The sequence below is a fragment of the Streptomyces sp. NPDC059740 genome (genome assembly GCF_042733155.1).
Taxonomy (GTDB): Bacteria; Actinomycetota; Actinomycetes; order Streptomycetales; family Streptomycetaceae; genus Streptomyces.
The window spans coordinates 132,731-155,663 of the sequence record NZ_JBHWGP010000006.1; the positions used below are offsets into that span (position 1 = coordinate 132,731).

A 22,933-nucleotide genomic window follows, 5' to 3' on the forward strand; every position below is an offset into this window, starting at 1 on the left:
GCTATCCGCCGTCGGGCCCGAACAGCGTGTCCTGGACGGTGGCTTCCGCGGCCGGTTTGGGACGCGGTTGAAGGCCGGCGGCCGCGTCGAGTTCCAGAAGCGTCGACCAGTGGCCTGCGGCCGCTCCCTCCTCCAGCAGCAGCCGGAAGACCTCGGCGGTCACCTCCACGTCCGGCATGGCCCGGTGCCGCTGCACGGGCTTGGGGATGCTGTAGTAGCGCAGCAGCTCGTCCAGCCCGTACGAGGACATGCCGCGGACGGTCTTGCGGGCCATCCTCACGGTGTCCACGAGCGGTGTGGTGGCCAGAGTGGGGCAGTGCTCCCCCTGTCGGGCGATGAGCCCGGCCTCAGTCGAGGCGTGCTGCGCCACCAGCCGGTAGGGGGGTGTCGACAGCAACCGGTCCAGCTCGCCGAGCACTGCGGCCGCAGGCGGGGCGGACCTCAGCGCCGCCTCGGTGATCCCGTGGCTCATGTCGCGGGAGGTCACCGGCACGTCGGCCGGCGGCTGGATCAGCGACTCGAAGCGGCCGTCCTCCACCAGCTTGCCGTCCCGGACGACGAGCGCCATCGCGGCGACCTCGGTGGGCTCGGCGGGCCGGCCCGCAGGGGTCAAGGCCTCGAAGTCGATCACGACGAAGGTGCAGCGCAGGCTGGTCAGGATGTCCACTGTGCGGCCTCCCGGCGGATCGTGGCCGCGATCTGGTGGAGGTCTTCCTCGCCCATGCGGGCGGTGAAGGGCACGGCCAGGAGCCGGTCTACCGCACGGGCCGCGTTCGGACACGGATTCTGGCCAAGCTCGCGGCACGCCGGATGCTCGGGGGCGGTGCGCAGACCGAAGGTGCCGACGCTGTTGGTCACCCCCTGTTCGGCAAGGCGCACGCTGAACGCCCGCGGGCGGTCGAGGGTGAGGTGCCACAGCGCGCTGTAGCCGTTGGGTTCCTGCTCGTCCGGGGGACGGTTCGGGACGAGGCCGGGCGTGTCGTCGACGAGCTCGTGCAGCATCCTGCATTGGTGTCGGCGGCGGGCGAGCGCGTCATCGAACGAGGCGAGCTGGTGGCGGGCGATGGCGGCCAGCGGCTCGGCGAGCCGGAGACCGAGCCCCAGTCGGCTGCCGGCCGGGGCACCGGGGGCCGGGGTGTGCCAGTGGGTGCGGAAGGCGGCGGCGCGCGCGGCGAGTTCCGAATCGTCGGTGAGGAGGTATCCGCCCTCCCCACTGGAGATGATCTTGCCGTCCTTGAGGGAGAAGCAGCCGATGTGGCCGATCGTGCCGGCCTGGCGGCCGCGGGTGCGGCTTCCCTGCGCCTGGCACGCGTCCTCGATCAGGCGCAATCCGGTCGCCTGGGCGTACGCGGCCAGTTCGTGGATGCCGTCGGTACGGCCGGCGAGGTGGACGGGCAGGATCGCCCGCGTGGCGCGGGTGGTCTTGGCGGCCAGGTCTTCGAGGTCGATGCCGCCTCCACTGGGGGCGGAGTCGACGAAGACGGGCGTGGCGCCCGTCGCGGCCACGGCCTCAACCGTCATGATCACGGCGGCGGCGGGCATGAGGACTTCGTCGCCGGGGCCGATGCCGCAGGCCACGACCGCGGTGTGCAGCGCCGAGGTCCCCGAGGCCACGACAACGGCGTGCCGCGCGCCGAAGGCGGACGCCAGTTCGCTCTCCAGCGCTTCGGCCTCGCGGCGCCCGGCCGGGTCGGGCATGCGGGCCAGAACCTGTTCCAGAGCCTGCATCAGCGCAGGATCGACTCCGGTGTTCACGATGTGCCCCCGGCAGGCGCGGGGGCCAGGACCCGGTCGAAGCCCGTGAGCGGCCACATGTTGACGCAGTCCACGCTGAACAGCGCGCAGTCCGCGCAGCCCGCCGGGCGGAACGCGTCCGCCGCGGTGGTCTCCCGGATGTTGCGGCGCCGCTGGGGCGGGGTCTGGGCGATGCGCAGCGCCGAGGGGCAGTCCCACACCGAGCCGTCGGGTTCGACGAAGAACAACTCGTTGCCGCCGAAGCAGTCGCGGACCAGACCGGTCGACTCCTGGACGGCCGAGACGAACTGAACGGGGTAGTCGACGGAAGGCAGGGTCAGCGGCAGCCCGGAGGCGTAGAGCTGCCCGAACTCCCGGCGCAGGCGCGGGATGTCCGTCTCGGTGAGCACGAGCTCGTCGTGGAGATTGTGGTAGGCGGGCAGCGAGACGGGCTGCGCGACGAAGTAGTCGCAGCCCAGCTCGGCGGCCAGGCGGGGCACCGTGGTGATGGCGTCCACGTTGAGCTTGGTGATCATGCTGTAGATGCCGACGCGGGGCTGCGGCCGGTCTCCGCGTGCGGTCAGGAGGGTACGGATGCCGTTGACGACGCCGTCCCAGCCGAAGCCGGGCCTGCGCGGCGGGCGCCATCGGTCGTTGTACTCGGCGTCGGTGGAGTCCAGCGAGACAGAGAAGGCGTCCACGCCGAGATCGACCAGTCGCTCGGCCATGCCCGGATTGTTCAGGGCGGGGCCGCTGGTGCACACCACGACCTCGATGTTCTGGGTCTTGAGGATCTCGATCAGCTTCAGGACCGGGGCCCACAGCAGCGGTTCGCCGCCGGCGAGGAAGACGCGGCGGACGGGAGAGTCGCCCAGAGTGCGGGCGAACGCGAACAGCTGCTGGGTGGGGACGTCGTGCGGCGACTGATGGTCCAGTACCCCGGACCCCGGCAGCGCTTGGAGCGTGGCGTTTTCGGGCCAGTTGAAGTAACACGGCGGGCACTCGTGGGAGGCGCACCATGAGCGCAGCGCCCACAGTACGGTCACGTTCCGGTCGGGCACGGGACGGCTCCTTTCGGTGCGGCGGCGGCCGCGGCGCGCTGGCACACATCGGTGATGAAGGCGACGGCGTGCGGCTCGTCGACTTGTTGGCGGTCGAGGACGTAGTACCGGCCCTGCTGGGTGTGGGCGAGGAGCCGGTAGAGCCGGTCGGCCCGGGCCATCAGGGAACGCTCGCTGGCGGTGGCGGTGCGGCCAATGCGCTGCTCGAATCGCTGGAGGCAGCGGCGAGGGTCGTCGAACAGCAAGACCGTCGCGGTGGGTTGCGGACGCCAGGATTCGATCGTCGACAAAATGTGCCAGGCGGTGGTCAAGGCCTGTTCGTCGGAGTGCTCCTCCGTCTCGGCGAGCACGGCGGCCTGGTAGACGGCCACGGAGTGCGGGCCGCGGTCCTCCAGGACGACCTGTCCCGGTGCAACCGGGCCCAGGCTCTCGAAGCGGTGGACCTGCAATCCCATGAGGAGCAGGGTCTCGGTGCGCGGGTGGCCGGTGCGCAGGAAGAGGTCGCCGTCCTGGTGCAGTGCGGCGATCACCTGGCCGGGCAGTCCCGTGGACGGGGCGTCGGGCAGTTCGACCAGCGGGACGCAACGGGCGCCGAGGCGTTCTGCAGCCTGGCGGCTGAGTCGAGTCTTGCCGACCCCGTTGGTGCCCTCGACGTTCACCAGCGCGATCTGCCTGCTCATCGCGCCCCCAGAGGGAGGAAAGCGGCGGTGCGCAGCCGTTCGGCGAGTCGGTCGTCGCTCTCGAGCCGGCCGAGCAGACAGGCCGTCGTCGTGCGGGCGGCCTGGTCGCGGACGCCGCGCATGGCCATGCACAGGTGCTCGCCGACCGACCACACTCCGACGTCGCCGCTGCCCGAAAGCGCGGCGACTTCGTGAGCGACCTGCGCGGTCAGCGCCTCCTGGAGCTGCAGCCGGTGGGCGTAGGTCTGGACGATCCGCGGCAGTTTCGACAGGCCCAGGACCCGCCCGGCCGGCACGTAGCCGATGTTGATGTCCAGCCGGAACGGGAGGAGGTGGTGCTGGCACAGGCTCCAGGCCCGGATGCCGCTGACGACAACGTACTGGCCGCCGGATTCCTGGTGCGTGAACGCGGTGTCGGTGGTGCCGGGGTCGTGCTGGAGGAAGTCCCGCCAGAAGCGGGCGACTCGGGCGGGGGTGTCGCGCAGGCCTTCGCTGTCGACGTCCTGGCCGAGCGCGACCAGGAGCTTGCGGTAGAGCGCCTCGACCTCGCCGATGTCGATGCCGTCGGTGGTGGGGAGGCGGGTGTCGGCGGTGGTCATCCGAGCACCGCCATCTCCGGGGCCCACGGCCGCAGGTGGGCACTGTCGGCGAGGACCGCGCGGGCCTGGGGCCCTTGGTGCAGCAACAGGTCCAGGGCGGAGAGGCCGGGGGTGAAGGGTCCGCGGCCCTGGTCGTACGGGGGGCTGCTGTAGGTGGCGACCTCGACTTCGATCCCGGCCTGCGCGAGAAGGTCGGCGTCGAGGTATTCGGCGGCGCCGGTGCCCACCCGCAGCACGTGGCTGCCGGTGTTCGTGCACAGGTCGATGAGCATGTCCGTCTTCGTCCCCGTGGGGGTGAGGGCGGAGGAGCGGACCAGTTCGATCTGCAGCCCGAACGCGTCGAGAAGGAGCCGGATCAGCTCCTGGTTCAGGTCGGCCAGGTGCGTCCACGAGCGGCCGTAGACCGCGCGCAGCGGCCCTTCCCACTGTGGCCAGTAGCGGGCGTGCTGGTAGCACTCGGTGAGGGTGCGCCAGTGACGGGCGCGCCAGCGGTCGTCGGCGAGGCGGGCGCTGCGGATCGGCTGCCCGAACCGCCCCGTGACCGGCGCTGTCAGGCGCACCTGCTCACCGCGGGGACTGCGGACGAAGTTGCGGTTCTGCCAGCCGCGCTCGCTGTACTGCACGTGGTCGAGCAGGATGAGCCGGTCGACGTCGAGCAGGCGGGAAAAGTAGCCGGGCCACGGAAGGTACGCGGGCTGGTGGGCGACCAGCACGTCGGTGCGGGCGGTCATCAGAAGGCCATCCGGTAGGGAAGGAACCGCTCGGCGGTCTCCGTGCCGATCGTGGCGCCGGCCGCTTCGTCGAACGCGCGGATCTTGGCGGTGCTGCGCGGGTGCGGGGCCTCGCGGAGCTGGCTGGTGTAGCAGAGCAGCGCCTTCTCCTTGGTCGGCCAGGCGGTGCTGGTGTCCACCACGACGGTCCGCGGTTCGTCGGCAGCGCGCCAGGACCGGTCCTCGGGTCCGTCGTAGCCGAGGACGAGAGGCGGAATCCACCGTGTGTCCGCGGCGCCGGGCCGGGCCGCGGCGAGCGCGGCGGTGTGGACGGCCTGGTGGTCCTGATGGTGGGCGTCGGCGGTGGGGATGAACAGGACGTGCGGCCGACTGGTGTGCAGACACGGGCCGGGCCCGGACTCGATGAGGCCGACCAGCTCGGGCAGGTACGTTCCGGGGTAGGCGGCGCGGTCGGTGTCGACCCAGGCCACGTGGTGCTGGTGTACGCCGAGGACTGAGCAGGCGGCGTCGAACTCGCCGCGGCGGGTGCCGGCGTCGGAGCTGCCGCCGTACATGGGTGCGGTGGTGCAGGCGACGGCGAGGACGTCGACGTCGACGCCGTGCTCGGTCAGCTTGGCGATGGTGCCGCCGAGGCCGAGGGTCTCGTCGTCGAGATGGGTGCTGACCACGAGGGCGCGGTCACCGGGTTTCAGGCCGAACATGAAGGCCCTCCTCTTGTCCGTGGGAAGGGAGCGACGGGACCGCACGGCGCGCCCGTGCGGCAAGGCGGAGATTGATCGCTTCAGATCTGCAGTGCGGCCAGCAGCGTTCGGGCGGCTGCGGCCGGGTTGAAGGCGGCGACACGGTCGGGGGCGGCCTGGCTGGCGGCCCGGTAGTCGTCGGGGCTGCTCAGCAGGGCGCGCAGGGCCTTCCACAGGGCGTCCGCGCCGTGCTCGATGGGGACGGCGCGGCCGGCGGGACCTGCCATTCCCGGTACGTTGCCGAAGTCGAAGGTGATCACGGGTGTGCCGACGGAGAGGGCTTCGGCGGCGGTGTGGCAGAAGGTTTCGGGTTCGGTGGAGGAGATGACGGTCGCGGCGGCTCCGGCGAGGAACTGCGGGACCTCGCGCCAGCTGAGCGCGGGCAGGATGCGGATCAGCTCGGACCGGGCGGCCTGCTGTTCCCTGCAGGCGGCGATGACGTCGCGCTGCATGCCGGGGAAGAACTCGAAGTCCGCTTCAGCCAGGACGAGTTCGATCGGCCGCTCCCAGTCGGCGGGCATGGCCTTGAGGAGCTCGGCCAGGCCCTTGGCGGGCTCCACGCGGGAGGCGATGCGAATGGGGCCGGCGGCTCGCAACGCTTCGCGCTGGTCCGCGGGGACGGGTGCGGGGTCGGTGAGCAGCGCGTTGGGGACGGTCACCCAGCGGCTGGTGTCCAGTCCGGCCTGCGCGCCTTCGGCGGCGAGGTAGTCGCTGGCCGGGCACACCACGTCGACGGCGGCCAGGGCTTGCTGCCAGCGGTCCTCGCTGCTGCGGCGGATCTTGTGAACCATGAGGGCGGAGCGGACGCCGTCCGGCACCGGGTTCAGGTAGCCCAGGCCCCACAGGGTGTCCGCCCAGCACACCGCGTCCACCTGGTGGCGGGCGAGGATGCCGCGCACTTCCTCGATGACCGGCTGCGGGTCGGCGAGGGCCCGCAGGACGTCGTCGTTGAGGGCGGGACGGGGCAGGCGGACCGAGTCCAGGCGGGCCATGCCCGGCTCGGCGGCGTCGCTGGGCGAGGCGGGGCCGGCCGCCAGGATGAGGGGGGTGTGGCCGAGCCGGCGTACGCCTTCGACGAGGGCGGCGATGCTTCGCTCGATGCCCGAGGGGTGGTCGGGCCGGTAGGTGAGCAGGCAGAACGCGATCGTGCTCACAGCGACTCCTTCGTCCGTACGGCAGCGGGCGCGGCGAGGTCTTCGGTGTGCTGGTCGGTCGGCTCGTTCCAGGGGAAGACGACCCAGTCGAGGGTGTCCCACGCCCAGGTGTCGGGGGTGAAGTCGGCCGCCCGGCTGCGGCACAGCACGGCGCTGCGCAGTTGGGCGGGGGCGAGGCGCTCGGTGAGGAAGGGCAGGACGGTCTTGAGCGTGGCGCCGGTGCCGCAGATGTCGTCGGCGACCAGGAGCCGCTGCCCGGACGCCAGCCGGCCGAGGGAATCGGCGGTCGTGGTGGGCAGTTGCACGCGGCCGGTGGCCTCCAGGTAGAGGTCGTCGGTGGTGTTGTGCCGGGCCGTGATCTCGATGGGCTCGACGCCGAAGTGCGCCGCCAGTTCCCGGGCGAGCGGGACGCCGCCGCGGGCGATGCCGATCACGGCGTCGGGGCGGGGCTCGTGGGCGGCGATCAGAGCGGCGGCCTTCTGGAAGGCCTTCTGGTCCAGGTTCCAGATGCGTTTGTGCTCGAAGACGCGCTGCACGGGCGCCGTCCTGGTATGGGCGAGAGGCTGGGTCACGTGAGTCCTCCGAAGGGGGAAGGAAGGCAGTCGGGTCAGCGGGCGCGCTTGTCACCGAAGGCGAAGATGTGCATCCGCTGGGTGAAGTGCCAGCCGCGGGCGGGGACGTGGTCGGCCAGCAGACGGGTCGTGGCCACCAGACCCTCCGCGGTGGTGCCCTCCGGCATCACATAGATCGGGGCGAGTCCGAACTGCTCGGCGTAGGAGGCGATCTCCTCGAGCTCGTCGACGGTGCGGGTGACGAACTTGAAGATCGCCTGACCGCTCGCGGCGAAGGCGCGCAGTGCCTCCGGGACGATGCGCTTGTGCTCGGCGACGTCGGAGTTGGCGAGCTTGGGCGAGACGTTGAACTGCACGCCATCGATGAGGAGTTCCGGGAGAGGGGCGATGGTCCCGTTCGTCTCGAACTCGATGCGCTTGCCGCCGGCGAGGAGGCGCTGGACGAGGGGGACGAGCTTCTTCTGCTGCAGCAGCGGTTCACCGCCGGTGATCACGACCAGTTCGACGTCCTGAGCGAGGGCCCAGGCGGCGAGGTCGTCGACGGTGCGCCTGTGTGACTCCTTCTTGATGTCGTAGTTGGCCCAGTCCCAGGTCTCCTTGGTGTCGCAGTAGCCGCAGGTGAGGTTGCAGCGCGACAGGCGGATGAACAGGGCCGGTGTGCCGGCGCTCGGGCCTTCGCCCTGGAAGGTGGGCTGGGTGTCGCCGAAGATGTAGGCGATGATCAGCTCGAAGTCGTGGTCCGTGTCCAGCAGCAGGTTGGCAGTCACGCAGTCCTCCGGTGCGGGGTGTAGACGGCCCAGGTCTTCTCGGTCTCGCTGACGCGCATCTGGATCAGCCGATCCGCGACGGCGGGGGTGAAGTGGGTGAGGAACCAGTGGGCGAGATGGCGGGCGAGCAGTTCCGAGGTCGGCTCGAAGTCGAGCACCTCGTTCAGGTTGCGGTGGTCGAGCGTGTCCTTGATGTACCGCGCGAGCGGCTCGAGGTCCTTGAAGTCGACGACGAAGCCCGGTGGTACGAGTTCGTCCTCGGTGCAGGACAGGACCGCTTCGACGCGGTAGCCGTGCCCGTGCAGGCGGGCGCACACATGGTCCGGCCCGAGGCTGGTGAGCTGGTGCGCAGCGTCGAAGGCGAATCGCTTGCTGATGGTGAAGGTCCCGTCCGGGGCCTGTTCCATGGTCGTCGTCATCCGTGTCTCCATGCGGGGTGGGCGCTGGCGTGCTGGTACGCGCGGCTGAGGTCAGACCCTGGCCCGGCTCGCGCCTTGTCCCTCGGTCGATTCCTCAATACCTGTGCGGATCTGGGCGTAGACCTCGTCGACGAGGGCGAGCTCGGTGGAGGCGAGGGGTGGGCCAAGGCAGCGGAAGTTTTCGGTGATCTGCTCCTCGCGGGTGAAGCCGACGACTGCTGCACCGTGGTCGGCCTTCTGCAGACATGACCGCAGTGCGAGCCGGGTCAAGACGCCGGGCGCGTCGCCGAAGTGGTCGCGCAGTGTGTGGAGGCCGGTGGCGATGGCATCAAGTGCCTGCGGGGCCAGGGCGCGGGTGCTCGTCGCTGCGTCGAGGGGGCCGAGGCGGGGCATCGCGCTGGGAAGCGTCTTGCCGGTGAGCAGTCCATGGGCCAGTGGCGCGGCGAGGATGACGCCCACGTTGTGGCGGGCGGTGAAGCCGAACAGATCTTCGCCTTCCAGGGAGATCACCGGCGTGAGGGCGTTGAACCGGGTCCAGATGACGTCTGGCTTGATGAGCCGGAAGAGGTAGAGAAAGCGCTCCGCGCAGGCGTTGCGCTCGGCTGGCGTCGCTCCGTAGTGGATGTACGGGCCGCGCATGCCGATCGCCTTGATGTCTCCCAGTTGCTGCAGTGTGCGGACCTGGTCGATGGCGCCGCCCAGGTAGCGGTCCTGGGGGCCGAAGTCCCAGGAGTCGAGTGTGTAGATGTCGACCTCGTCGACGTACAGGTTGTCGCGGGTCTGCTGGAACTGCCGGTGGATGTTGCGGTCGGCGTAGGCGTGCGGTGCGGATCCGCGGATGCGTCCAACCTTGCTGCTCACGATCAGACGTTCATTGCGGTACTCGCGCAGGACCCGTTGGAGTATCCGTTCCGCACGGCCTGCGCCGTAGGAGTCGGCCGTGTCCAGGAGGTTTGCGCCGAACTCCACCGCACGGCGTAGGCCGTCGAGCAGCCGTCCGTCGTTGGAGGGGTTGCCCAGTTCCCGCTCATCCGTCATGCCTATGGATCCGGTGTTGACGCCCAGCGGATGAGCCCACAGGCCCCGGCCGAGGTGCCGAGGTGTGAGGGTGTCTTCGCCCGTCACCGCGCACCTGCCGGACGGTCGAGGATGGCAGTGACCATCTTTCCGTCGGCGGTCGGCTCCACTTTCAGGCACCGGGCGAGGCAGCTGACGATGAGCAGACCGCGGCCGCTGGTGGCCTCGATGATCGCCTCCGGGTCTTGGTTGGCCGGAGCCACGGTGAGCGCGTCGAGGTTGGCGCCGCGGTCGATCACGCCCATGGCCACGCCCCGCTCGTAGATCTCCAGGCGCATCCGGATCGCTCCAGGCGTGTGCTTCAGGGCATTGGTGACGACCTCGCTGGCGACGATGTCCAGGTCGTTCAGCCAGGCGTCATCGGCATCGCCGTCCAGCGCGTCGTGGACTGCCGCGCGGGCCACGCGCTGCGGGACGTCGAGGCCAGCGAGTTCGACGTTGCTGTGGCTCACCAGCTCTCCGAGGCTCCGGTCACGGATCAGCTCGGCGGTTGTTGAGGGCACCCTCGTCTCCTCGTGTTCGAGACGCCCTGGGGCGTGGCCACGATCGCGGCCTGCCTCAACGGTGGCGGAAGACGAGCGGCATCGGTACGCCAAACCGTCGCCACTTCTTCGCCACTTCACGTCCCCCGGCACGGAATTCCACTCCAGGGAAACAACAACAAAATGCGACAAAAGCGCGTCCTGTCTGAGGGTCGCCCCCGCTCAAGTGGCGAAGAAGTGGCGACGGTTTGGCGTACCGATGCGAAGAGATCACCGTCATCGTGGAGGTGGACCAGCGCATGGCCTCCCCGCGCTTACCTGGGGGCGGGGAGGCCACGCGCTGGCGGGGGCTTGCGATTCACCGCCGGCGCGCAGCTCACCGTTCGGTGCGCGTGCTCGCTTCCCGGCCGGGTGGCGACGAGGGCCAGGGCGCCCACCCGGGTGCTGGAACAGCCGTGCGGAAGACGCGCCTGTCCGTCGTTGTCTGGCGACCGCGGTGACCACCGGCCCCACCGTCGCGACCCACGTCCCCCTCGGAGTGACCGTGTTCCATGCTCTGCGCCGCCGCTCGGCGGTAGCTGCCGTCGCACAGACGGCGGCCTTACTGGCGAAGGACCCCACCGCGTTGCGACGGGCCGCTTTCGAAGGCACCGCTCGCACCCAGGCGGTGGCCGCGTGAAGCCCGCTACCGCGCAGAAGGGCCTCAACGAGGCATGCGCCGCACTACGGGGCTTCGTCGGGCAGCACCCGTACGGCAAGGCACTGCCACCTGTTGAGGAATTGGCACGCCGCATAGGCCAGTCAGCGAAGGCCACTCGAGTTGTGCTGCGCGAGCTGGACGCAGACGGCGAGATCGCCATCCCGCGCCGGGGGCCGACTCGGCGCCTGCGCCCGACCGAGGCACATCCGAAGGACAGGAAGTTCGTGCGGGAGATCCGTGACGGAATCCGCTCCGGGCTCTATCGAGCCGGTACCCCACTGCCCATCGGGCTGCTCGCCCATCGGCATGGCCTCGAGGCGCGACGGATGGCGCGGGTGTGCCGGCCGCTGCTCGCCGACGGGCTGCTCGTGAACCGGAGCGAGCCCGGGGGTCTCCGCCTGTACGTGGCCGCCGGAACACCGGGGATGGACGGCAGTGCGGGGCTGATCGAGGACTACAGCCTGCTCGGCGACCAGAGGGGAGCTGCTCTGGTCCGCCTGGATGGCAGCATCGACTGGTTGTGCCTGCCGCGGTTCGACTCGGCTGCTGTCTTCACCCGTCTCCTCGGCACCTCCGAGCACGGCTTCTGGCAGATCGCTCCCTCCAACCTCCCGGATGGCGTCTCCACGCCCGTCGCGGTCCGCCAGTACGTGGGTGACACGATGGTCCTGGGAACGGAGTGGACCACCGAGTCCGGCACGGTGAAGGTCACCGATTTCATGGTCCCGGGCGACGAAGCGCCGCAGGTCGTCCGCATCGTGACCGGGATGCAGGGGCAGGTCACGATGCGCTCACTGCTTCGGCCCCGGCCCGGATACGGGCGCACCGTCCCCCGGCTCGAACGTGTCGACGACAGACGTCTCGCCATCGCGCTCGGTGGGGACGGCGATGGGCGGCTCTGGCTCGACACCACCATGCCCGCCCACGTCAACGCCGGCGACATTCACACCGACTTCACCGTCGTCGAGGGAGAGCAGGTCTCGTTCGTGCTCTCGTGGCGGGAGGGCGCCGATAGTCCTCCGCCGCATCCGTCCTCCGATGCCCTGCTGAAACACACCCTCGACCACTGGGAGGCGTGGGTGGCGCGCTGCACCTACACCGGCCCGGACCGGGGTACAGCAGTCCGCTCCCTGCTGACCCTGGCGGCTCTCATCTACAGCCCGACCGGGGCGATCGTGGCCGCGCCGACCACGTCACTGCCTGAGGAGCTCGGCGGCGTCCGCAACTGGGACTACCGCTATGCGTGGTTGCGCGACGACGCGTTCATCGCCAGTATCCTCGCGCGCTTCGGGTACCTGTCCGAGGCTCTCGCCTGGAAAGACTGGCTGGTGCGTGCGTGCGCCGGCACCCCAGGCCGTCGGCAGATCATGTACGGGATCGGCGGCGAGCCTGACCTGCGCGAGAAGGTGCTGCCCTGGCTCCCTGGGTACGAGGGCTCGGCGCCGGTCCGGATCGGCAACGACGCAGCCGGCCAGCTCCAGATCGATGTGTACGGTGAGGTCGCCGACGCGCTCTACGAGATCGCGCTCGCCTGCCCGGACGAGGCGCCCGACATCGCCGCCTTCATCGTGGAGCTCGTTGCGGAGCTGGAGACTATCTGGGACCAGCCTGACATGGGCATCTGGGAGATCCGTGGCCCGCGCCGCCGGTTCACGCACTCCGCGATCATGGCGTGGGTCGCCGTAGATCGGGTAGTCCGGCTCATCGAACTCGGTTTCGCCACTGGTCCCCTGGAGCGGTGGAAGGCGCTGCGCGAAACGATCCACCGTGAGGTGTGCGAGAACGGCTACGACGCCGCGCGGAACACCTTCACCCAGTACTACGGGGGGAGCACGCTCGACGCCTCCCTCCTGCACGCCATGCTCAGCGGGTTCCTGCCCGCGGAGGACAAGCGGGTCATCGGCACCATCGAGGCAGTTCAGAACGAGCTGGGCACCACCGGTGGGCTGGTGCTGCGGTACCCGACCGAAGGCGAGCACGCCGGCGTTGACGGCCTGGCCGGCGACGAGGGCCACTTCCTGATCTGCACCGGGTGGCTGGCCGAGTCGCTCGACAGGATCGGCCGCCACGAGGAGGCCGCCGCGGTCCGCAACCGTCTTCTTTCGCTCCGCAACGACGTGGGCCTGCTCGCCGAGGAGTACGACCTGCGCAACAGACGCCAGTTGGGGAACTTCCCTCAGGGCTTCAGCCTCTTGGCCGCCCTGCGCGTGCTGTTGATGACGGGGCCCGTGTCCCCCAGTTGCGATCGCGTCGACCCGCTCCCCGCCTTGCCCGCCGGGACGGCGTCATGAACCGTCGCTCCCCTCTCCCCCCAACGCCAAGCGTGACGGAAGGCCGGGGAGGTGAGACCGGGCGAGAAGGTAGCGCATTACCGGAGTTCCGCCACCACGTCAAGAAGAGACTGGAAAGTGGCGAACAAGTGGCAGCGCGGTCGTTCTCAAGCGCAGCCGTAGAGCCCACGACGAGAAATCGTCCGATTCGCGCCGTCTGTGCTGGCCTCCTGGGTCCGTCGATCACCGTCCGCGACTGCGAAGTGGCGAGGAAGTGGCGGCAGTTTGGCGTATCGGTGGCACGCGAAACGCATCACGCTGGATTCACGATCACTCCGCCTGTCGAACCGTCTACTTTGCCGCTGATGGAGTTCCGATGATCCTGGCCACCCGCCTCCCCTGGCACGTCCAGTTCGCGGAAAACCCTCGACCGCGAGCGGCAGCTGCTATGGGCGTCGACGTCGTTGTCACCGCGCTGCGCGTGGGGATGCCCGCACTCGAGGCGCTGCGTTCCGAGGGCGAGCCCGTGGGCCCGGTGCTCTGCTGCCCGGCCCACGGATCCATGTTCATCCCCGTGGAGGCCGGCACCATCCACCGCTGGGGCGCCGCGCACTCCCGGTGCCTGCGCGACTCCTGGGTCTGCGGCACAGCGTACGGGTCGGGATGGTCCCGGTGCCCCCGTCGGTTCTGGTTGCTGCCGTACGAGACATCGTTTCCCACCACCTCGCCCGGTAGCCTCCACCAGCAACTCAGCGCCAGCCGTGCTCAGTTGAGGATGGTGGCCGCGTGACGAAGGATCCGCGTGTTTCTCACTGCGCCGCTCGTGGTCGTCCTCGGCGTCGTCGTGGTGCTGCTCGTCAGGAAGTCAGGGCTCAGGCCCTCGCACGCGGTGGCCGCCGTGCTGCTCGGCTTCTACCTGCACGGCTCCACGCTGGCCCCCACCATCAGCGAAGCCGTCCGGAGCGTTGCGGACGTCATCGGCAGCATCTCCCCCTAGACCGGTCGTCGGGACGGGTGGGCGCCCCCGAGCGTGAAGGCCTCCCCCCGTGGCCGCAGCGCTCGGTGAGGCCCGTCCCGGCGGCCTTCCTCCCGCACGGTGCCCGCCAGCCGTGCCACCGCGGCTTCGACACCCGCCATGCCCCCGCACCTGAAGGACTGTCATGAACCTCTTCCCGCACGTTGTGGCCGAGATAGCGCTGGGTGGTGGACTCACCGCCGTTTCCGGCGCGCTCGTCCTCCAGACCCGCGGTAAGCGTCAGGCAACCCGGGGCCGCCTGGCTGCGGAGAAGCGCACTGCCGAGGCCGAGGCGGCGACGGACCAGAAGGTGGGCGAGGTCCGGCAGCAGGCGGCCGCCGAGCGGAAGGCGCTGCAGGAACAGCTCACCACGAACTGGAGCTGGTACGAGGCAGTCCGAGAGGAGTTCCACCACCTGGTGGAACAGCGTTTGCCGGCCGTGGTCGATGCGGACGCCCGGCGGCACCCGGGTGTCTTGGTCCCCGGCCTGGCCAGCGAGATGTTGTCCGGTTCCGAGTTCGACAAGTTCCACCAGGCGGTCGTGGAGATGGTGCGCGAGGCCGTGGCCGTGACCCGCGAGGGCATCGGACGCTCGGCCCGGGCCGGCGTCCGCGGAACCGCGGACGAAGTCCAGACCTTCCTGACCAAGCTCCAGATGAAGATCGATGAGGAACTGGGCAAGTACTCGCAAGCCAGCGCCTACCACCAGAGCCTCATCGAGATCGACCACTTCGCCACGCGAGCCCTGCACATGGTCCAGCGCCTGCGGATTCTCGCCGGCTCATGGCCCGGCACTCAGCGGGCGAACGCCACCTTCCGCGAGATCATCGAGAGCGCGCGCGGACGCATCGGCCCGTACGACCGGGTGAACTACACCTACCTGCCCGACGTCGGCGAGCAGTACGTCGAGGGCCGGGTCGTCGAGCCCATTGCTGTCGCCCTCGCCGAGCTGATGATCAACGCGACCACCTACTCCAGCGATGAGGTGACGGTCTACGTCCAGCGGGTCCAGGCCGGCTATCGCATCGTCGTGGAGGACACCGGCCTGGGCATGAACCCATACCAACTCGCCCACGCCGAAAGGCTGCTGTCCCACAAGGTTCTGCTGGACGCGGCGGGCCTCGAGGACGAGCGCAAGCTCGGGTTCGCTGTCGTCGGGCGACTCTCCTACGACTACAAGTTCCGCGTCGACGTGGGTGCCCCCTCGGCGAGCGGTGGGGTCAAGGCCGTGCTCCTGGTCCCCAGCGCCCTGATGGGCGAGCCCCCGAGGACGGCCGAGCCCGAACACGCACCGGTCGCGTCCAGCGCACCCATTGCGGCGCTCGCGGCCCCAACACCTGGACCTCCCGCGCCTCCGCCGGCGCAGGCCACGGCGCGCCCGGCGTCGCGAACCACAGCCTCGGGCCTGCCCAAACGCACGCCACAACACCTGATGCCCCTGCCTCAGGGGCCCACCCAAGAGGCGCTGACCGATTCCGCCGACCCTGACGCCCTGACCGCAGGCTTCGACAGCCTGCATCAGGCCTTCCGCACGGGCTATGAGGCCACCGACACCGAACCCGAAGGACTGTGACCGTGACCACCGCCGATCAGCACACCGCCGACTCCACCGACATGACCTGGGCCCTGAACCGCCTGTGCGAGGAGCCGGGCGTCATGAACGCAGTCCTGTTCTCCAGCGACGGACTGGTGATCGCCAAGTCGGACGACCTGACACGCGACGACGCCGAACGCACGGCAGCCGCCCTCTCCGGCGTCAAGTCTCTGCAGGCCGACCTCGGCGCGTTCTGTGGTTATCCCGACCAGAACAAGAGCTCCTTGGTCATGCGGCACGTCGTCAGCGATCTGAAGGACGCCACCGTGCTGCTGTTCGCGGCGGGCGAGCGCACCGGAGTCGGTGTCTCCGTGCGCGGCGACGCGCTCAGCAAGGAGGCCTCACTCGCCATCACGGCCACGCTGAAGATGATCCAGGGCTTGCGCCCGGTGCTCGGCGCCCGCGAGCGGAGCAGCACCGTATGACCGCGCACGGGCGCCAGCGGCGCGGAATGGTGCGCTCCTACACCGCCACGGGCGGCCGCGCCACACCCTCGCGCACCACGCTGGACGAGGCCACCCTGCTGATCGCCGACCCCAATGTGCCGCTGGCCGGCCTGGGTGCACAAGCGTACCGGGTAATGGACCTGTGCCTTCCCGGCGTCCTGGCCGTGAGCGAGGTCGCCTTCCACCTCGAACTTCCCGGGGCGGTCACCAAGGTCATCGTCTCCGGTCTCGTCGACAGCGGTCACCTGGTCGCCCGTGCACCGTTCGTTCCCGCTGCGGAGCAGCACGATGAGGACTTCCTGAGAAGGGTTTTGGATGGACTACAGAAGCTCTGACCGTTATGTGTCGGCCGGGGCCCGCTCAGTCAAGGTGGTCGTCCTCGGTCCGTTCGCGGTGGGCAAGACCACCCTGGTCAGTGCGGTCTCGGAAATCCGCCCCATGCGCACCGAAGAGCAGATGACCAAGGCCGGGGAACTCATTGACGACCTCGGCGGCATGAAGGACAAGACCACCACCACCGTCGCGATGGACTTCGGGCGCGTCACTCTGGCCGAGGACATCGTGCTCTACCTCTTCGGTGCCCCGGGCCAGCCGCGCTTCCACCGCATGGTCCGCTCCCTGCTCGACGGCGCTCTGGGCGGCCTCGTCCTCGTCGACACCCGCCGCATCGAGGAGAGCTTCGACGCGATCGACCTGCTCGAGTCCGCCGGACTGCCGTACACCGTCGCGATCAACTACTTCGCAGAGGAAGGCGCCCCCCGCTACAGCGACGCCGAGATCCGCGACTCCCTGACCATGGCCGACGACCGCCCGCTGGTGTGGCTGGACGCCCGCTTCCGCCACTCGGCGAAAGAAGGCCTGATCGCCCTGGTCACCGACATCCTCACCCGCCCCCGCCTGGAGCCCGCCCGATGACTGCTTCCCCGCGCCCGCCTCGCCTGTTCGGCGACGCCTTCGCTCTGCGGCCCCAGGACGCTTACGCCGAGCTGCGGGCCGCCGGACCCGTCGGCTGGGCCGAGATCGCGGAGAACGTGTACGCCCTGGTCGTCACCAGCCACCGGGCCGCGATCACCCTGCTCAACGACACGGCCACCTACAGCAAGGACAGCCGCCGCTGGGCCGCGCTCAACAACGGCCGGGTCCCGCCGGACAGCCCGGTCCTGGCCCTCATGGCCTTCCGCCCCAGCCTGCTCTACGCCGACGGGCAGCGCCACGAACGGCTGCGCATCGCCCTGGAGCAGTGCCTGGCCCGCGTCGACGTCCACACCCTGCGCGAGACCACCCAGACCCACGCCAACTGGCTCATCGACCGGATCGCCCCCCGCGGGCACGCCGACCTAATGGTCGACTTCGCCGACACCCTTCCGCTGCTGATCTTCGCCGACATCCTCGGGTGCCCGACCCAGCTGGCCGGGCGGATGGTCACCGCCTGCCAGGGCATCATCAGCGCCGGAGCCGCGGCCGCACAGGCGGCAGAGGACTTCGCGGGGATCCTCTTCGAGCTCATCCAGACGCGAAAACGGCAGCCCGGTGCCGACTTCACGTCCTGGATGCTCGCCCACCCCGCCCGCCTCACCGATGAGGAGATGGTCCACCAGCTCTTCTGCTTCGTCGGCGCCGGCACCATCCCCACCGCGGCGTGGATCGCCTCCGGCCTGCGCCTGCTCCTGGAGGACGACACCTACGCCGGCGACCTCGCCGGCGGCACCGTCACCGTCAGGCGTGCCCTGGAAAAAGTGCTGTGGACCCGCAGCCCGATGGCGAACTTCAGCGCCCACTTCGCCCGTCACGCCACCATGCTGCACGGCGTCGCCATCCCCGAAGGCGAACCGGTCCTCATCAGCCACGCCGCCACTGGCACCGACCCCGCTCTGCCGCCCGGCCTCGGCTACGACAACCGCTCGCACCTGGCCTGGTCGGCCGGCCCACACCGCTGCCCGGCCGACGGCCAGGCCAGCGTCATCGCCCAGGCCGCCATCGAAACGGTCCTGGACCGCCTGTGGGACCTCGACCTCACCGACCCCGGCGTCCCCAACCGGCCGGGCCCGTTCCACCAGTGCCCCGTCTCGCTGAACGTCAGCTTCCGCAAGCAGCCCGCCGATGTCCTCACCGCCACCACATCCGCAGGAGGTACCTCGTGACCAGCTCGCCGATCACCCTCGACACCACCGGACGACACCTGTACACGCAGGCCGACCAGCTGCGCGCTCAGGGCCCGGCGGTCCGCGTCACCATGCCCAGCAACCTGACCGCCTGGTCCGTCACTCGCGGCGACATCGCGCGGATGCTGTTGGTGGACCCGCGCGTCTCCAAGGACGCCCGCAAGAGCTGGCCCGGGTACCGGCCCTTCGCCATACCGTGGCTGGCCGCCTGGGTCGACGTCGTCAGCATGTTCACCAGCGACGGCGCCGACCACAAGCGCCTGAAGGACCTCGTAGGCCGTGCGTTCACCGCCCGCCGGATCGAGGCGATGCGCCCCGCCGTGGAGGCGATCGTCACCAGCCTCCTGGACGCCATGGAGGCCCTGGAGCCGGACCAGCCCGTCAACCTGCGGGCCGTCTTCTCCTACCCGGTCCCCACCCGGGTGATCTGTGACCTCTTCGGCGTGCCGGACGAGCAGCGGCCCGAGATGCTGCGGGTCATCGACGCTGTCCTGGACACGAGCGCCTCCGACGCGACAGCTGCCCAGGTCCGCGACGACATGTTCGCCGCGATGCGTACCCTGATCACCACCAAGCGGACCACCCCGGGCGACGACATGACCAGCATCCTGCTGGCCACCCGCGAAACCGAAGGCGACCGGCTTAGCGAGGACGAACTCGTCAGCACCCTCATCCTCATGATCGGGGCGGGTTCGGAGACCGCCGTCTCCCTGATCAACCACGCGGTCGTCGAGTTGCTCGCTCACCCCGAGCAGCTCGCCGCCGCAATCGCCGACCCCGCGCGCTGGGACGACGTCACCGAGGAGACGCTGCGCAAACACCCCCCGATCATGCACCTGCCGCTGCGCTACGCCACCGCCGACATCGACCTCGGCGAGGACGTCGCGATCCGCCAGGGCGACCTCATCCTGATCGGGTTCGGCGCGCACGGACGCGACCCGAAGACCAACCCCCAGCCCGACCATTTCGACATCGACCGCGCCGACCGGCAGCACCTCGCCTTCGGCCACGGCATCCACTTCTGCCTCGGCGCTCCCCTCGCCCGGCTCGAAGCCCGCGTCGCCCTGCCGGCCCTCTTCGCCCGCTTCCCCCGCCTGCGACTCGCCGCCGACGAGAACGGCCTGCTCCCTCAGCCGTCGTTCATCGGCAACGACTACCGCGAACTGCCCGTCGTCCTCACCACCGCCCAAGCCGGGAACACCGGCGCAGCGGCCTGACGGAAAGGGAGCACGAGGATGTTCGACGACGAGTGGGGCTGGGCCGACGGAACCCGGGAGCCAGCGTGGGTGCCCCGGGTCCAAACCCTCGGATTGCCGTGCGGGCAGTACTTCGACGCTGTGCGGGCTGACGCGGACACCGCCGCGAGTGCCCACGCGATCCTCGGCCCCCACTCCGGCCCGGTCCTCGCCAACAGCGACACGCGGACCTGGTTCTTCCTCCTGGAGCCCGGCGCCGTGGCGCCCGGCTCCTGGAAGGTCCGCGGGAGCCGCCTGCTACGCCCCGGCACGGTCATCTCGGTCCCGCCGGCCTTCATCACCACCGGCCGCGATGTCCGCTGGGTCATCCTGCCCGGCTTCGGCACCACCCGCCCGGACGACCTCCGTGCCGCCCTCGACGGCCGTACACCTCCGCCGCCCGCTCCCCACCGACGGGCTCGGCGCACCGCCAGCCTGCCTATCCGATAGACGACAAGGACGTCGACAGATGTGCCTGCACCAGCCGCCCTGCCCGGCGGCCGACACCGCCGAACGCGACACAGCCCACATCGTGGCCTCCCATCCGGAACAGGGCTGGAGCCTGTTGTGCAACGGCATTGTGCGTTTCGACGACACCGGCGAACTCCTGCCTGACGGACGGATCGTCGCGCCATTCCGCACCGCCGGGGCCGCGGCGTGAGCACGGTCGGGGATCTCGCGCCGGCCGGGGCACTGGTCGTGGGGACCTACCTGCGCACGCTGCGCCAGGAGCAGGGCCTGCCGCTGAGCCGCGCCGCCGACATTCTCAGCGAGCCCAGTGCGACTGTGCGCGAGATCGAGACCGGGAATCTGTGTCCGGACGAGGTGATGGTCCAGGCGCTGCTGAAGGCCTACGGCGCCACCGAACGCCATCACGCCCAGGTTCTGATGCGGCTTCTCGACGACGCAGCCCGGGGGCAGGAGGTCAGCTACGACGCAGGGCCCGGCTGGCTGTCGCGGCTGAGCGCCTGCGAACGTGCCGCCCACGCGCTCGTTACCTTCAGCGCCTGGTTCATCCCCGGCCTTCTCCAGATTCCGGCCTACGCCACACTGTGGCGCTCCCTCCAGCACGGCGGACACCCGCCGAGCAGGGCCGAAACCGCGGCCCGCCGCCTTCCGGCCCACTGCGGCAAGACCATGACCGTCCTGCTGGACGAGTCCGTCCTGATGCGCGCCATCGGCGGCCCCGTCCTGATGCGCGACCAGCTCACCCACGTCCTCGCGTCCGCCACGGACGGCTCCATTCGCGTGCTCATCATCCCGCTGGCCTCCCCCCTCGTTCTTCCCCTCGGCACCCTGAGCGAGCTCTTCCTGACCCGACAGCGCCTGTACGTGCAGGAGGTCCAAGGCACGACCTACTCCACCGGGCACAGCCACGGCGCAGTGGGGCATCGGTTCTTGGAGGCCGCGTTGGACAACGCCCTCAGCCCCAAGGTCAGCCTCACCCGCCTGCGCGAGGCCCGGGACGCCTTCGCCGCCGCGGCCGCAGCGGTGCGCACCTCCGTGGCTGCGCGGAAGGAGGTGGCGCGGTGAGGGCAGAGCCGACGTTTCTGACCGAGCCCCCGGGGTGCACCCGGCCCGCCCCAGGGCACTCCGCGCAGCGTCTTCAGGCGCTCTTGGCTCCCTCTCCTCCGTACCGGCTGACCGTGCAGCAGGTCCTCGATGCGCTGGACTTGCTTGCCGCGGCCACCAGCACCGGCGGCCCCATCACCTGCGTGATCGGGGTGCCCGGTCCCTCGGGCGCGCTGACCCCGGCGGAAACCCTGGCCGCCCATCATCGGGTCCCGTTCCATCCGGTCGGCGAGCTACCGGACCAGAGTTGGGCCGATCGGATCCTAGTGGTCTGCGACAGCGACCGCGCTCCCGAATTACGGCATGCCGTCGACGGGTTGGAGGCGGGACTCACCCAGGGCGGGCGCGTCGAGACAGCCGTTCTCGTATCCCACCGCGCCTGTGCCCCCAGGCCGGACTGGTCGGTCTGGAGGACAAGCGCCACCGTCCTCTTCCCCTGGGACCCGAGTCATCCGGACTCGGGTCCCACGCGGCACCTCCCCGACCCGCGGGAGGTACACCGCTCATGACCGTGCACACCTTGCATCCATGCACCGCGCTCGCCCGCAGGCCTGCCAGGCCGAGGCGAGCCGCAGCCGTGCGCCGCACGCAGCGAAAGGGCTTCGATGACGACATCGCACGCTGACGAACTGCGTCTGATGCTGGTCAACCTCGAGCACGACGGCGGGCCAGAACCCTCCCCTGGCGTGTTACCGGAACGGTGGCGCCAGGCGTACGAGGAAATCCTCGCGCCCAGGAAGCCGGACTGGCTGGCGGTCACCGAGCTGACGTACTCCCAGACCGGGCCCCGCGCGAGCACCGACGAGATCGCCGCCGCGACCCGGCGGTGGGACGCCGCCCAACGCACCCTGGGCATGCGGGGCTTCCGTGCGCCGATGGGGCAAGGCCGCAACCCGACCGGTCTGCTCGTCCGGGAGAGCACGTTCACCATCCACGCCGACTACGAACACCGCTTCATCTGGCGCACTCCGCCCACCAACGTGGTCATCGGCCTGCCGGACGTGCCCGAGACACCGATCGTCACCGCCTCCTTCCACGGCTCGTTCTGCTCCCCCCAGGGCCGGGAGCGGGAGTACGAGGAACTGACAGCCCTCGTCGACAAGGTCAAAGCCCAGCACGGCCGCGACCCGGACCGCACCCGGGCCGGCTGCTGGCTGTTCGGCGACACCAACGAGTACCCGGTGCCGACCGGCGAGGTCGTACCCGAGATCGACTGGGAATCCCCGGACATCACCGACCTCGTGCACCGGCGCCACCGAGCCCGCAGGCAGCCCGACGGGACGTGGAAAAGCTGTACGTTCCTGGACGAGTTGATGACGGACTGCGGCATGCACGACCCCGCTCGCTTCGCCGCCCGCCGCAACGACAAGCCGGAGGCCCTGAACGCGACCGCAGGGCACCGTGCCATCGGCCAGGGCGGCGGCCGACGCATCGACCGCGGCTACATGGACGCCTGGACCGTGCAGGCTGTCGAGGACGTCAACGTGATCGACATGACCGGCGTCAGCGACCACCACGCGCTGGAAGTGGTCCTCTCCCGGCCGGCGCTCGTCGAGGCACTGCGCCGGGCCTTCGAGCCCCTGGCCGCAGGAGAGCTCGTCACCTGAGTCTCCGGACAGCTGTCCTGGGCCCGGCCTGCCATGCAGAATTCCGCAGCCTCCGTCCCTTTGTCCCCGAAAGGCAATCCACCATGCCGCTCACGCCACTCGCCCCCAAGACACCCCTTGTCGGAGAAGCGCGCGTGAAATACGCGGCTGAACTCGCCGAGCAATACAACAACAACGACAGTATCCGCACCCTCATGGCCGCCTCCGGGCGCTCCTACGGATTCATACACAAGCTCCTTGAGGAAGCCGGGGTGACCTTCCGCCAGCGCGGAGGAGTCCGCCGTACAAAGCTCCGCGAAAACTGAATTCTGCCCTG

The 22,933-nt window shown here is 70.1% G+C and carries 27 protein-coding genes; 14 read left to right on the top strand and 13 right to left on the bottom strand.

The features are described 5' to 3' along the window. Position 1: 1 nt before the first annotated feature. The 13 genes from ACFV3R_RS10345 to ACFV3R_RS10405 form a co-directional block, all read right to left on the bottom strand. Positions 2-667 carry a PolC-type DNA polymerase III gene (locus ACFV3R_RS10345; protein WP_385578675.1) on the bottom strand — a complete coding sequence of 222 codons (666 nt, stop codon included), beginning with the start codon at positions 665-667 and terminating at the stop codon, positions 2-4. Then, positions 655-1,728 (bottom strand): DegT/DnrJ/EryC1/StrS family aminotransferase, encoded by a 1,074-nt coding sequence (locus ACFV3R_RS10350; RefSeq protein ID WP_385578678.1) that lies wholly within the window; start codon positions 1,726-1,728, stop codon positions 655-657. The genes ACFV3R_RS10345 and ACFV3R_RS10350 overlap by 13 nt, the downstream gene beginning before the upstream one ends. Positions 1,729-1,751: 23 nt before the next feature. After that, complete coding sequence (locus tag ACFV3R_RS10355; protein ID WP_385578681.1) at positions 1,752-2,795, bottom strand: radical SAM protein; 1,044 nt, start codon at positions 2,793-2,795, stop codon at positions 1,752-1,754. Further along, positions 2,777-3,475, bottom strand: a complete 699-nt coding sequence (locus ACFV3R_RS10360; RefSeq protein WP_385578684.1) for a thymidylate kinase — start codon at positions 3,473-3,475, stop codon at positions 2,777-2,779. Before ACFV3R_RS10360 ends, ACFV3R_RS10355 begins: the two co-directional genes overlap by 19 nt. Further along, complete coding sequence (gene folE, locus ACFV3R_RS10365; protein WP_385578687.1) at positions 3,472-4,074, bottom strand: GTP cyclohydrolase I; 603 nt, start codon at positions 4,072-4,074, stop codon at positions 3,472-3,474. Before folE ends, ACFV3R_RS10360 begins: the two co-directional genes overlap by 4 nt. Beyond that, a complete protein-coding gene (locus ACFV3R_RS10370; RefSeq protein WP_385578690.1) occupies positions 4,071-4,805 on the bottom strand; it encodes a WbqC family protein in 735 nt (244 codons plus the stop codon). The genes folE and ACFV3R_RS10370 overlap by 4 nt, the downstream gene beginning before the upstream one ends. Beyond that, positions 4,805-5,506: a PIG-L deacetylase family protein gene (locus tag ACFV3R_RS10375; RefSeq protein WP_385578693.1), complete on the bottom strand. Its 702-nt coding sequence runs from the start codon at positions 5,504-5,506 to the stop codon at positions 4,805-4,807. Before ACFV3R_RS10375 ends, ACFV3R_RS10370 begins: the two co-directional genes overlap by 1 nt. Before the next feature lie 80 nt (positions 5,507-5,586). After that, the gene (locus ACFV3R_RS10380; RefSeq protein WP_385578696.1) at positions 5,587-6,699 is read right to left on the bottom strand and encodes a glycosyltransferase family 4 protein; all 1,113 of its coding nucleotides are present in this window, start codon (positions 6,697-6,699) and stop codon (positions 5,587-5,589) included. Further along, positions 6,696-7,271 (bottom strand): phosphoribosyltransferase, encoded by a 576-nt coding sequence (locus ACFV3R_RS10385; protein ID WP_385578698.1) that lies wholly within the window; start codon positions 7,269-7,271, stop codon positions 6,696-6,698. Before ACFV3R_RS10385 ends, ACFV3R_RS10380 begins: the two co-directional genes overlap by 4 nt. Positions 7,272-7,306: 35 nt before the next feature. After that, a complete protein-coding gene (locus ACFV3R_RS10390) occupies positions 7,307-8,038 on the bottom strand; it encodes a 7-carboxy-7-deazaguanine synthase QueE (RefSeq protein WP_385578701.1) in 732 nt (243 codons plus the stop codon). Continuing rightward, the gene (locus ACFV3R_RS10395) at positions 8,035-8,457 is read right to left on the bottom strand and encodes a 6-pyruvoyl tetrahydropterin synthase family protein (RefSeq protein ID WP_385578704.1); all 423 of its coding nucleotides are present in this window, start codon (positions 8,455-8,457) and stop codon (positions 8,035-8,037) included. Before ACFV3R_RS10395 ends, ACFV3R_RS10390 begins: the two co-directional genes overlap by 4 nt. 51 nt (positions 8,458-8,508) lie before the next feature. Continuing rightward, positions 8,509-9,582 (bottom strand): aldo/keto reductase, encoded by a 1,074-nt coding sequence (locus tag ACFV3R_RS10400; protein ID WP_385578707.1) that lies wholly within the window; start codon positions 9,580-9,582, stop codon positions 8,509-8,511. After that, positions 9,579-10,037 (bottom strand): ATP-binding protein, encoded by a 459-nt coding sequence (locus ACFV3R_RS10405; protein ID WP_385578710.1) that lies wholly within the window; start codon positions 10,035-10,037, stop codon positions 9,579-9,581. Before ACFV3R_RS10405 ends, ACFV3R_RS10400 begins: the two co-directional genes overlap by 4 nt. A gap of 1,104 nt (positions 10,038-11,141) precedes the next feature. On the opposite strand from ACFV3R_RS10405, the gene ACFV3R_RS10410 reads away from it, so the two are divergent. The 14 genes from ACFV3R_RS10410 to ACFV3R_RS10475 all read left to right on the top strand — a co-directional run bounded on the left by ACFV3R_RS10410 (position 11,142) and on the right by ACFV3R_RS10475 (position 22,922). Beyond that, entirely contained in the window at positions 11,142-13,007 is a 1,866-nt protein-coding gene (locus tag ACFV3R_RS10410) for a glycoside hydrolase family 15 protein (RefSeq protein ID WP_385579145.1), read from the top strand. 355 nt (positions 13,008-13,362) lie between these two features. Next, on the top strand, positions 13,363-13,776 hold the full coding sequence (locus tag ACFV3R_RS10415) for a hypothetical protein (protein WP_385578713.1): 414 nt from the start codon (positions 13,363-13,365) through the stop codon (positions 13,774-13,776). Positions 13,777-13,788: 12 nt separating this feature from the next. Continuing rightward, positions 13,789-13,983, top strand: a complete 195-nt coding sequence (locus ACFV3R_RS10420) for a hypothetical protein (RefSeq protein WP_385578715.1) — start codon at positions 13,789-13,791, stop codon at positions 13,981-13,983. A gap of 163 nt (positions 13,984-14,146) precedes the next feature. Then, positions 14,147-15,574, top strand: coding sequence for a histidine kinase (locus ACFV3R_RS10425; protein ID WP_385578718.1), 1,428 nt, complete (start codon positions 14,147-14,149; stop codon positions 15,572-15,574). Positions 15,575-15,576: 2 nt separating this feature from the next. After that, positions 15,577-16,020: a roadblock/LC7 domain-containing protein gene (locus ACFV3R_RS10430; protein ID WP_385578721.1), complete on the top strand. Its 444-nt coding sequence runs from the start codon at positions 15,577-15,579 to the stop codon at positions 16,018-16,020. Continuing rightward, positions 16,017-16,376 (top strand): DUF742 domain-containing protein, encoded by a 360-nt coding sequence (locus ACFV3R_RS10435; RefSeq protein WP_385578724.1) that lies wholly within the window; start codon positions 16,017-16,019, stop codon positions 16,374-16,376. The genes ACFV3R_RS10430 and ACFV3R_RS10435 overlap by 4 nt, the downstream gene beginning before the upstream one ends. Further along, positions 16,357-16,956 carry an ATP/GTP-binding protein gene (locus tag ACFV3R_RS10440; RefSeq protein ID WP_385578727.1) on the top strand — a complete coding sequence of 200 codons (600 nt, stop codon included), beginning with the start codon at positions 16,357-16,359 and terminating at the stop codon, positions 16,954-16,956. Before ACFV3R_RS10435 ends, ACFV3R_RS10440 begins: the two co-directional genes overlap by 20 nt. Continuing rightward, positions 16,953-18,182, top strand: coding sequence for a cytochrome P450 (locus ACFV3R_RS10445; RefSeq protein WP_385578730.1), 1,230 nt, complete (start codon positions 16,953-16,955; stop codon positions 18,180-18,182). Before ACFV3R_RS10440 ends, ACFV3R_RS10445 begins: the two co-directional genes overlap by 4 nt. Continuing rightward, entirely contained in the window at positions 18,179-19,420 is a 1,242-nt protein-coding gene (locus ACFV3R_RS10450) for a cytochrome P450 (protein WP_385578733.1), read from the top strand. The genes ACFV3R_RS10445 and ACFV3R_RS10450 overlap by 4 nt, the downstream gene beginning before the upstream one ends. Positions 19,421-19,438: 18 nt before the next feature. Continuing rightward, positions 19,439-19,888, top strand: a complete 450-nt coding sequence (locus ACFV3R_RS10455; protein WP_385578736.1) for a hypothetical protein — start codon at positions 19,439-19,441, stop codon at positions 19,886-19,888. A 19-nt stretch (positions 19,889-19,907) separates the two neighbouring features. Further along, a complete protein-coding gene (locus tag ACFV3R_RS10460; protein WP_385578739.1) occupies positions 19,908-20,099 on the top strand; it encodes a DUF5999 family protein in 192 nt (63 codons plus the stop codon). After that, positions 20,096-20,971 (top strand): Scr1 family TA system antitoxin-like transcriptional regulator, encoded by an 876-nt coding sequence (locus ACFV3R_RS10465; protein ID WP_385578742.1) that lies wholly within the window; start codon positions 20,096-20,098, stop codon positions 20,969-20,971. Before ACFV3R_RS10460 ends, ACFV3R_RS10465 begins: the two co-directional genes overlap by 4 nt. Before the next feature lie 644 nt (positions 20,972-21,615). Next, entirely contained in the window at positions 21,616-22,617 is a 1,002-nt protein-coding gene (locus ACFV3R_RS10470) for an endonuclease/exonuclease/phosphatase family protein (RefSeq protein ID WP_385578745.1), read from the top strand. An 83-nt stretch (positions 22,618-22,700) separates the two neighbouring features. After that, positions 22,701-22,922: a helix-turn-helix domain-containing protein gene (locus ACFV3R_RS10475; RefSeq protein ID WP_385578748.1), complete on the top strand. Its 222-nt coding sequence runs from the start codon at positions 22,701-22,703 to the stop codon at positions 22,920-22,922. The last annotated feature ends 11 nt before the right edge of the window (positions 22,923-22,933 follow it).

What these genes read in the sequence shown, in the direction of transcription:
- ACFV3R_RS10350 (WP_385578678.1), bottom strand. Translation starts at nt 1,728, where the DNA reads ATGCAGGCTCTGGAACAGGTTCTGGCCCGCATGCCCGACCCGGCCGGG.
- ACFV3R_RS10360 (WP_385578684.1), bottom strand. Translation starts at nt 3,475, where the DNA reads ATGAGCAGGCAGATCGCGCTGGTGAACGTCGAGGGCACCAACGGGGTC.
- folE (WP_385578687.1), bottom strand. Translation starts at nt 4,074, where the DNA reads ATGACCACCGCCGACACCCGCCTCCCCACCACCGACGGCATCGACATC.
- ACFV3R_RS10370 (WP_385578690.1), bottom strand. Translation starts at nt 4,805, where the DNA reads ATGACCGCCCGCACCGACGTGCTGGTCGCCCACCAGCCCGCGTACCTT.
- ACFV3R_RS10375 (WP_385578693.1), bottom strand. Translation starts at nt 5,506, where the DNA reads ATGTTCGGCCTGAAACCCGGTGACCGCGCCCTCGTGGTCAGCACCCAT.
- ACFV3R_RS10395 (WP_385578704.1), bottom strand. Translation starts at nt 8,457, where the DNA reads ATGACGACGACCATGGAACAGGCCCCGGACGGGACCTTCACCATCAGC.
- ACFV3R_RS10410 (WP_385579145.1), top strand. Translation starts at nt 11,142, where the DNA reads ATGGACGGCAGTGCGGGGCTGATCGAGGACTACAGCCTGCTCGGCGAC.
- ACFV3R_RS10415 (WP_385578713.1), top strand. Translation starts at nt 13,363, where the DNA reads ATGATCCTGGCCACCCGCCTCCCCTGGCACGTCCAGTTCGCGGAAAAC.
- ACFV3R_RS10425 (WP_385578718.1), top strand. Translation starts at nt 14,147, where the DNA reads ATGAACCTCTTCCCGCACGTTGTGGCCGAGATAGCGCTGGGTGGTGGA.
- ACFV3R_RS10435 (WP_385578724.1), top strand. Translation starts at nt 16,017, where the DNA reads ATGACCGCGCACGGGCGCCAGCGGCGCGGAATGGTGCGCTCCTACACC.
- ACFV3R_RS10440 (WP_385578727.1), top strand. Translation starts at nt 16,357, where the DNA reads ATGGACTACAGAAGCTCTGACCGTTATGTGTCGGCCGGGGCCCGCTCA.
- ACFV3R_RS10445 (WP_385578730.1), top strand. Translation starts at nt 16,953, where the DNA reads ATGACTGCTTCCCCGCGCCCGCCTCGCCTGTTCGGCGACGCCTTCGCT.
- ACFV3R_RS10455 (WP_385578736.1), top strand. Translation starts at nt 19,439, where the DNA reads ATGTTCGACGACGAGTGGGGCTGGGCCGACGGAACCCGGGAGCCAGCG.
- ACFV3R_RS10460 (WP_385578739.1), top strand. Translation starts at nt 19,908, where the DNA reads ATGTGCCTGCACCAGCCGCCCTGCCCGGCGGCCGACACCGCCGAACGC.
- ACFV3R_RS10470 (WP_385578745.1), top strand. Translation starts at nt 21,616, where the DNA reads ATGACGACATCGCACGCTGACGAACTGCGTCTGATGCTGGTCAACCTC.
- ACFV3R_RS10475 (WP_385578748.1), top strand. Translation starts at nt 22,701, where the DNA reads ATGCCGCTCACGCCACTCGCCCCCAAGACACCCCTTGTCGGAGAAGCG.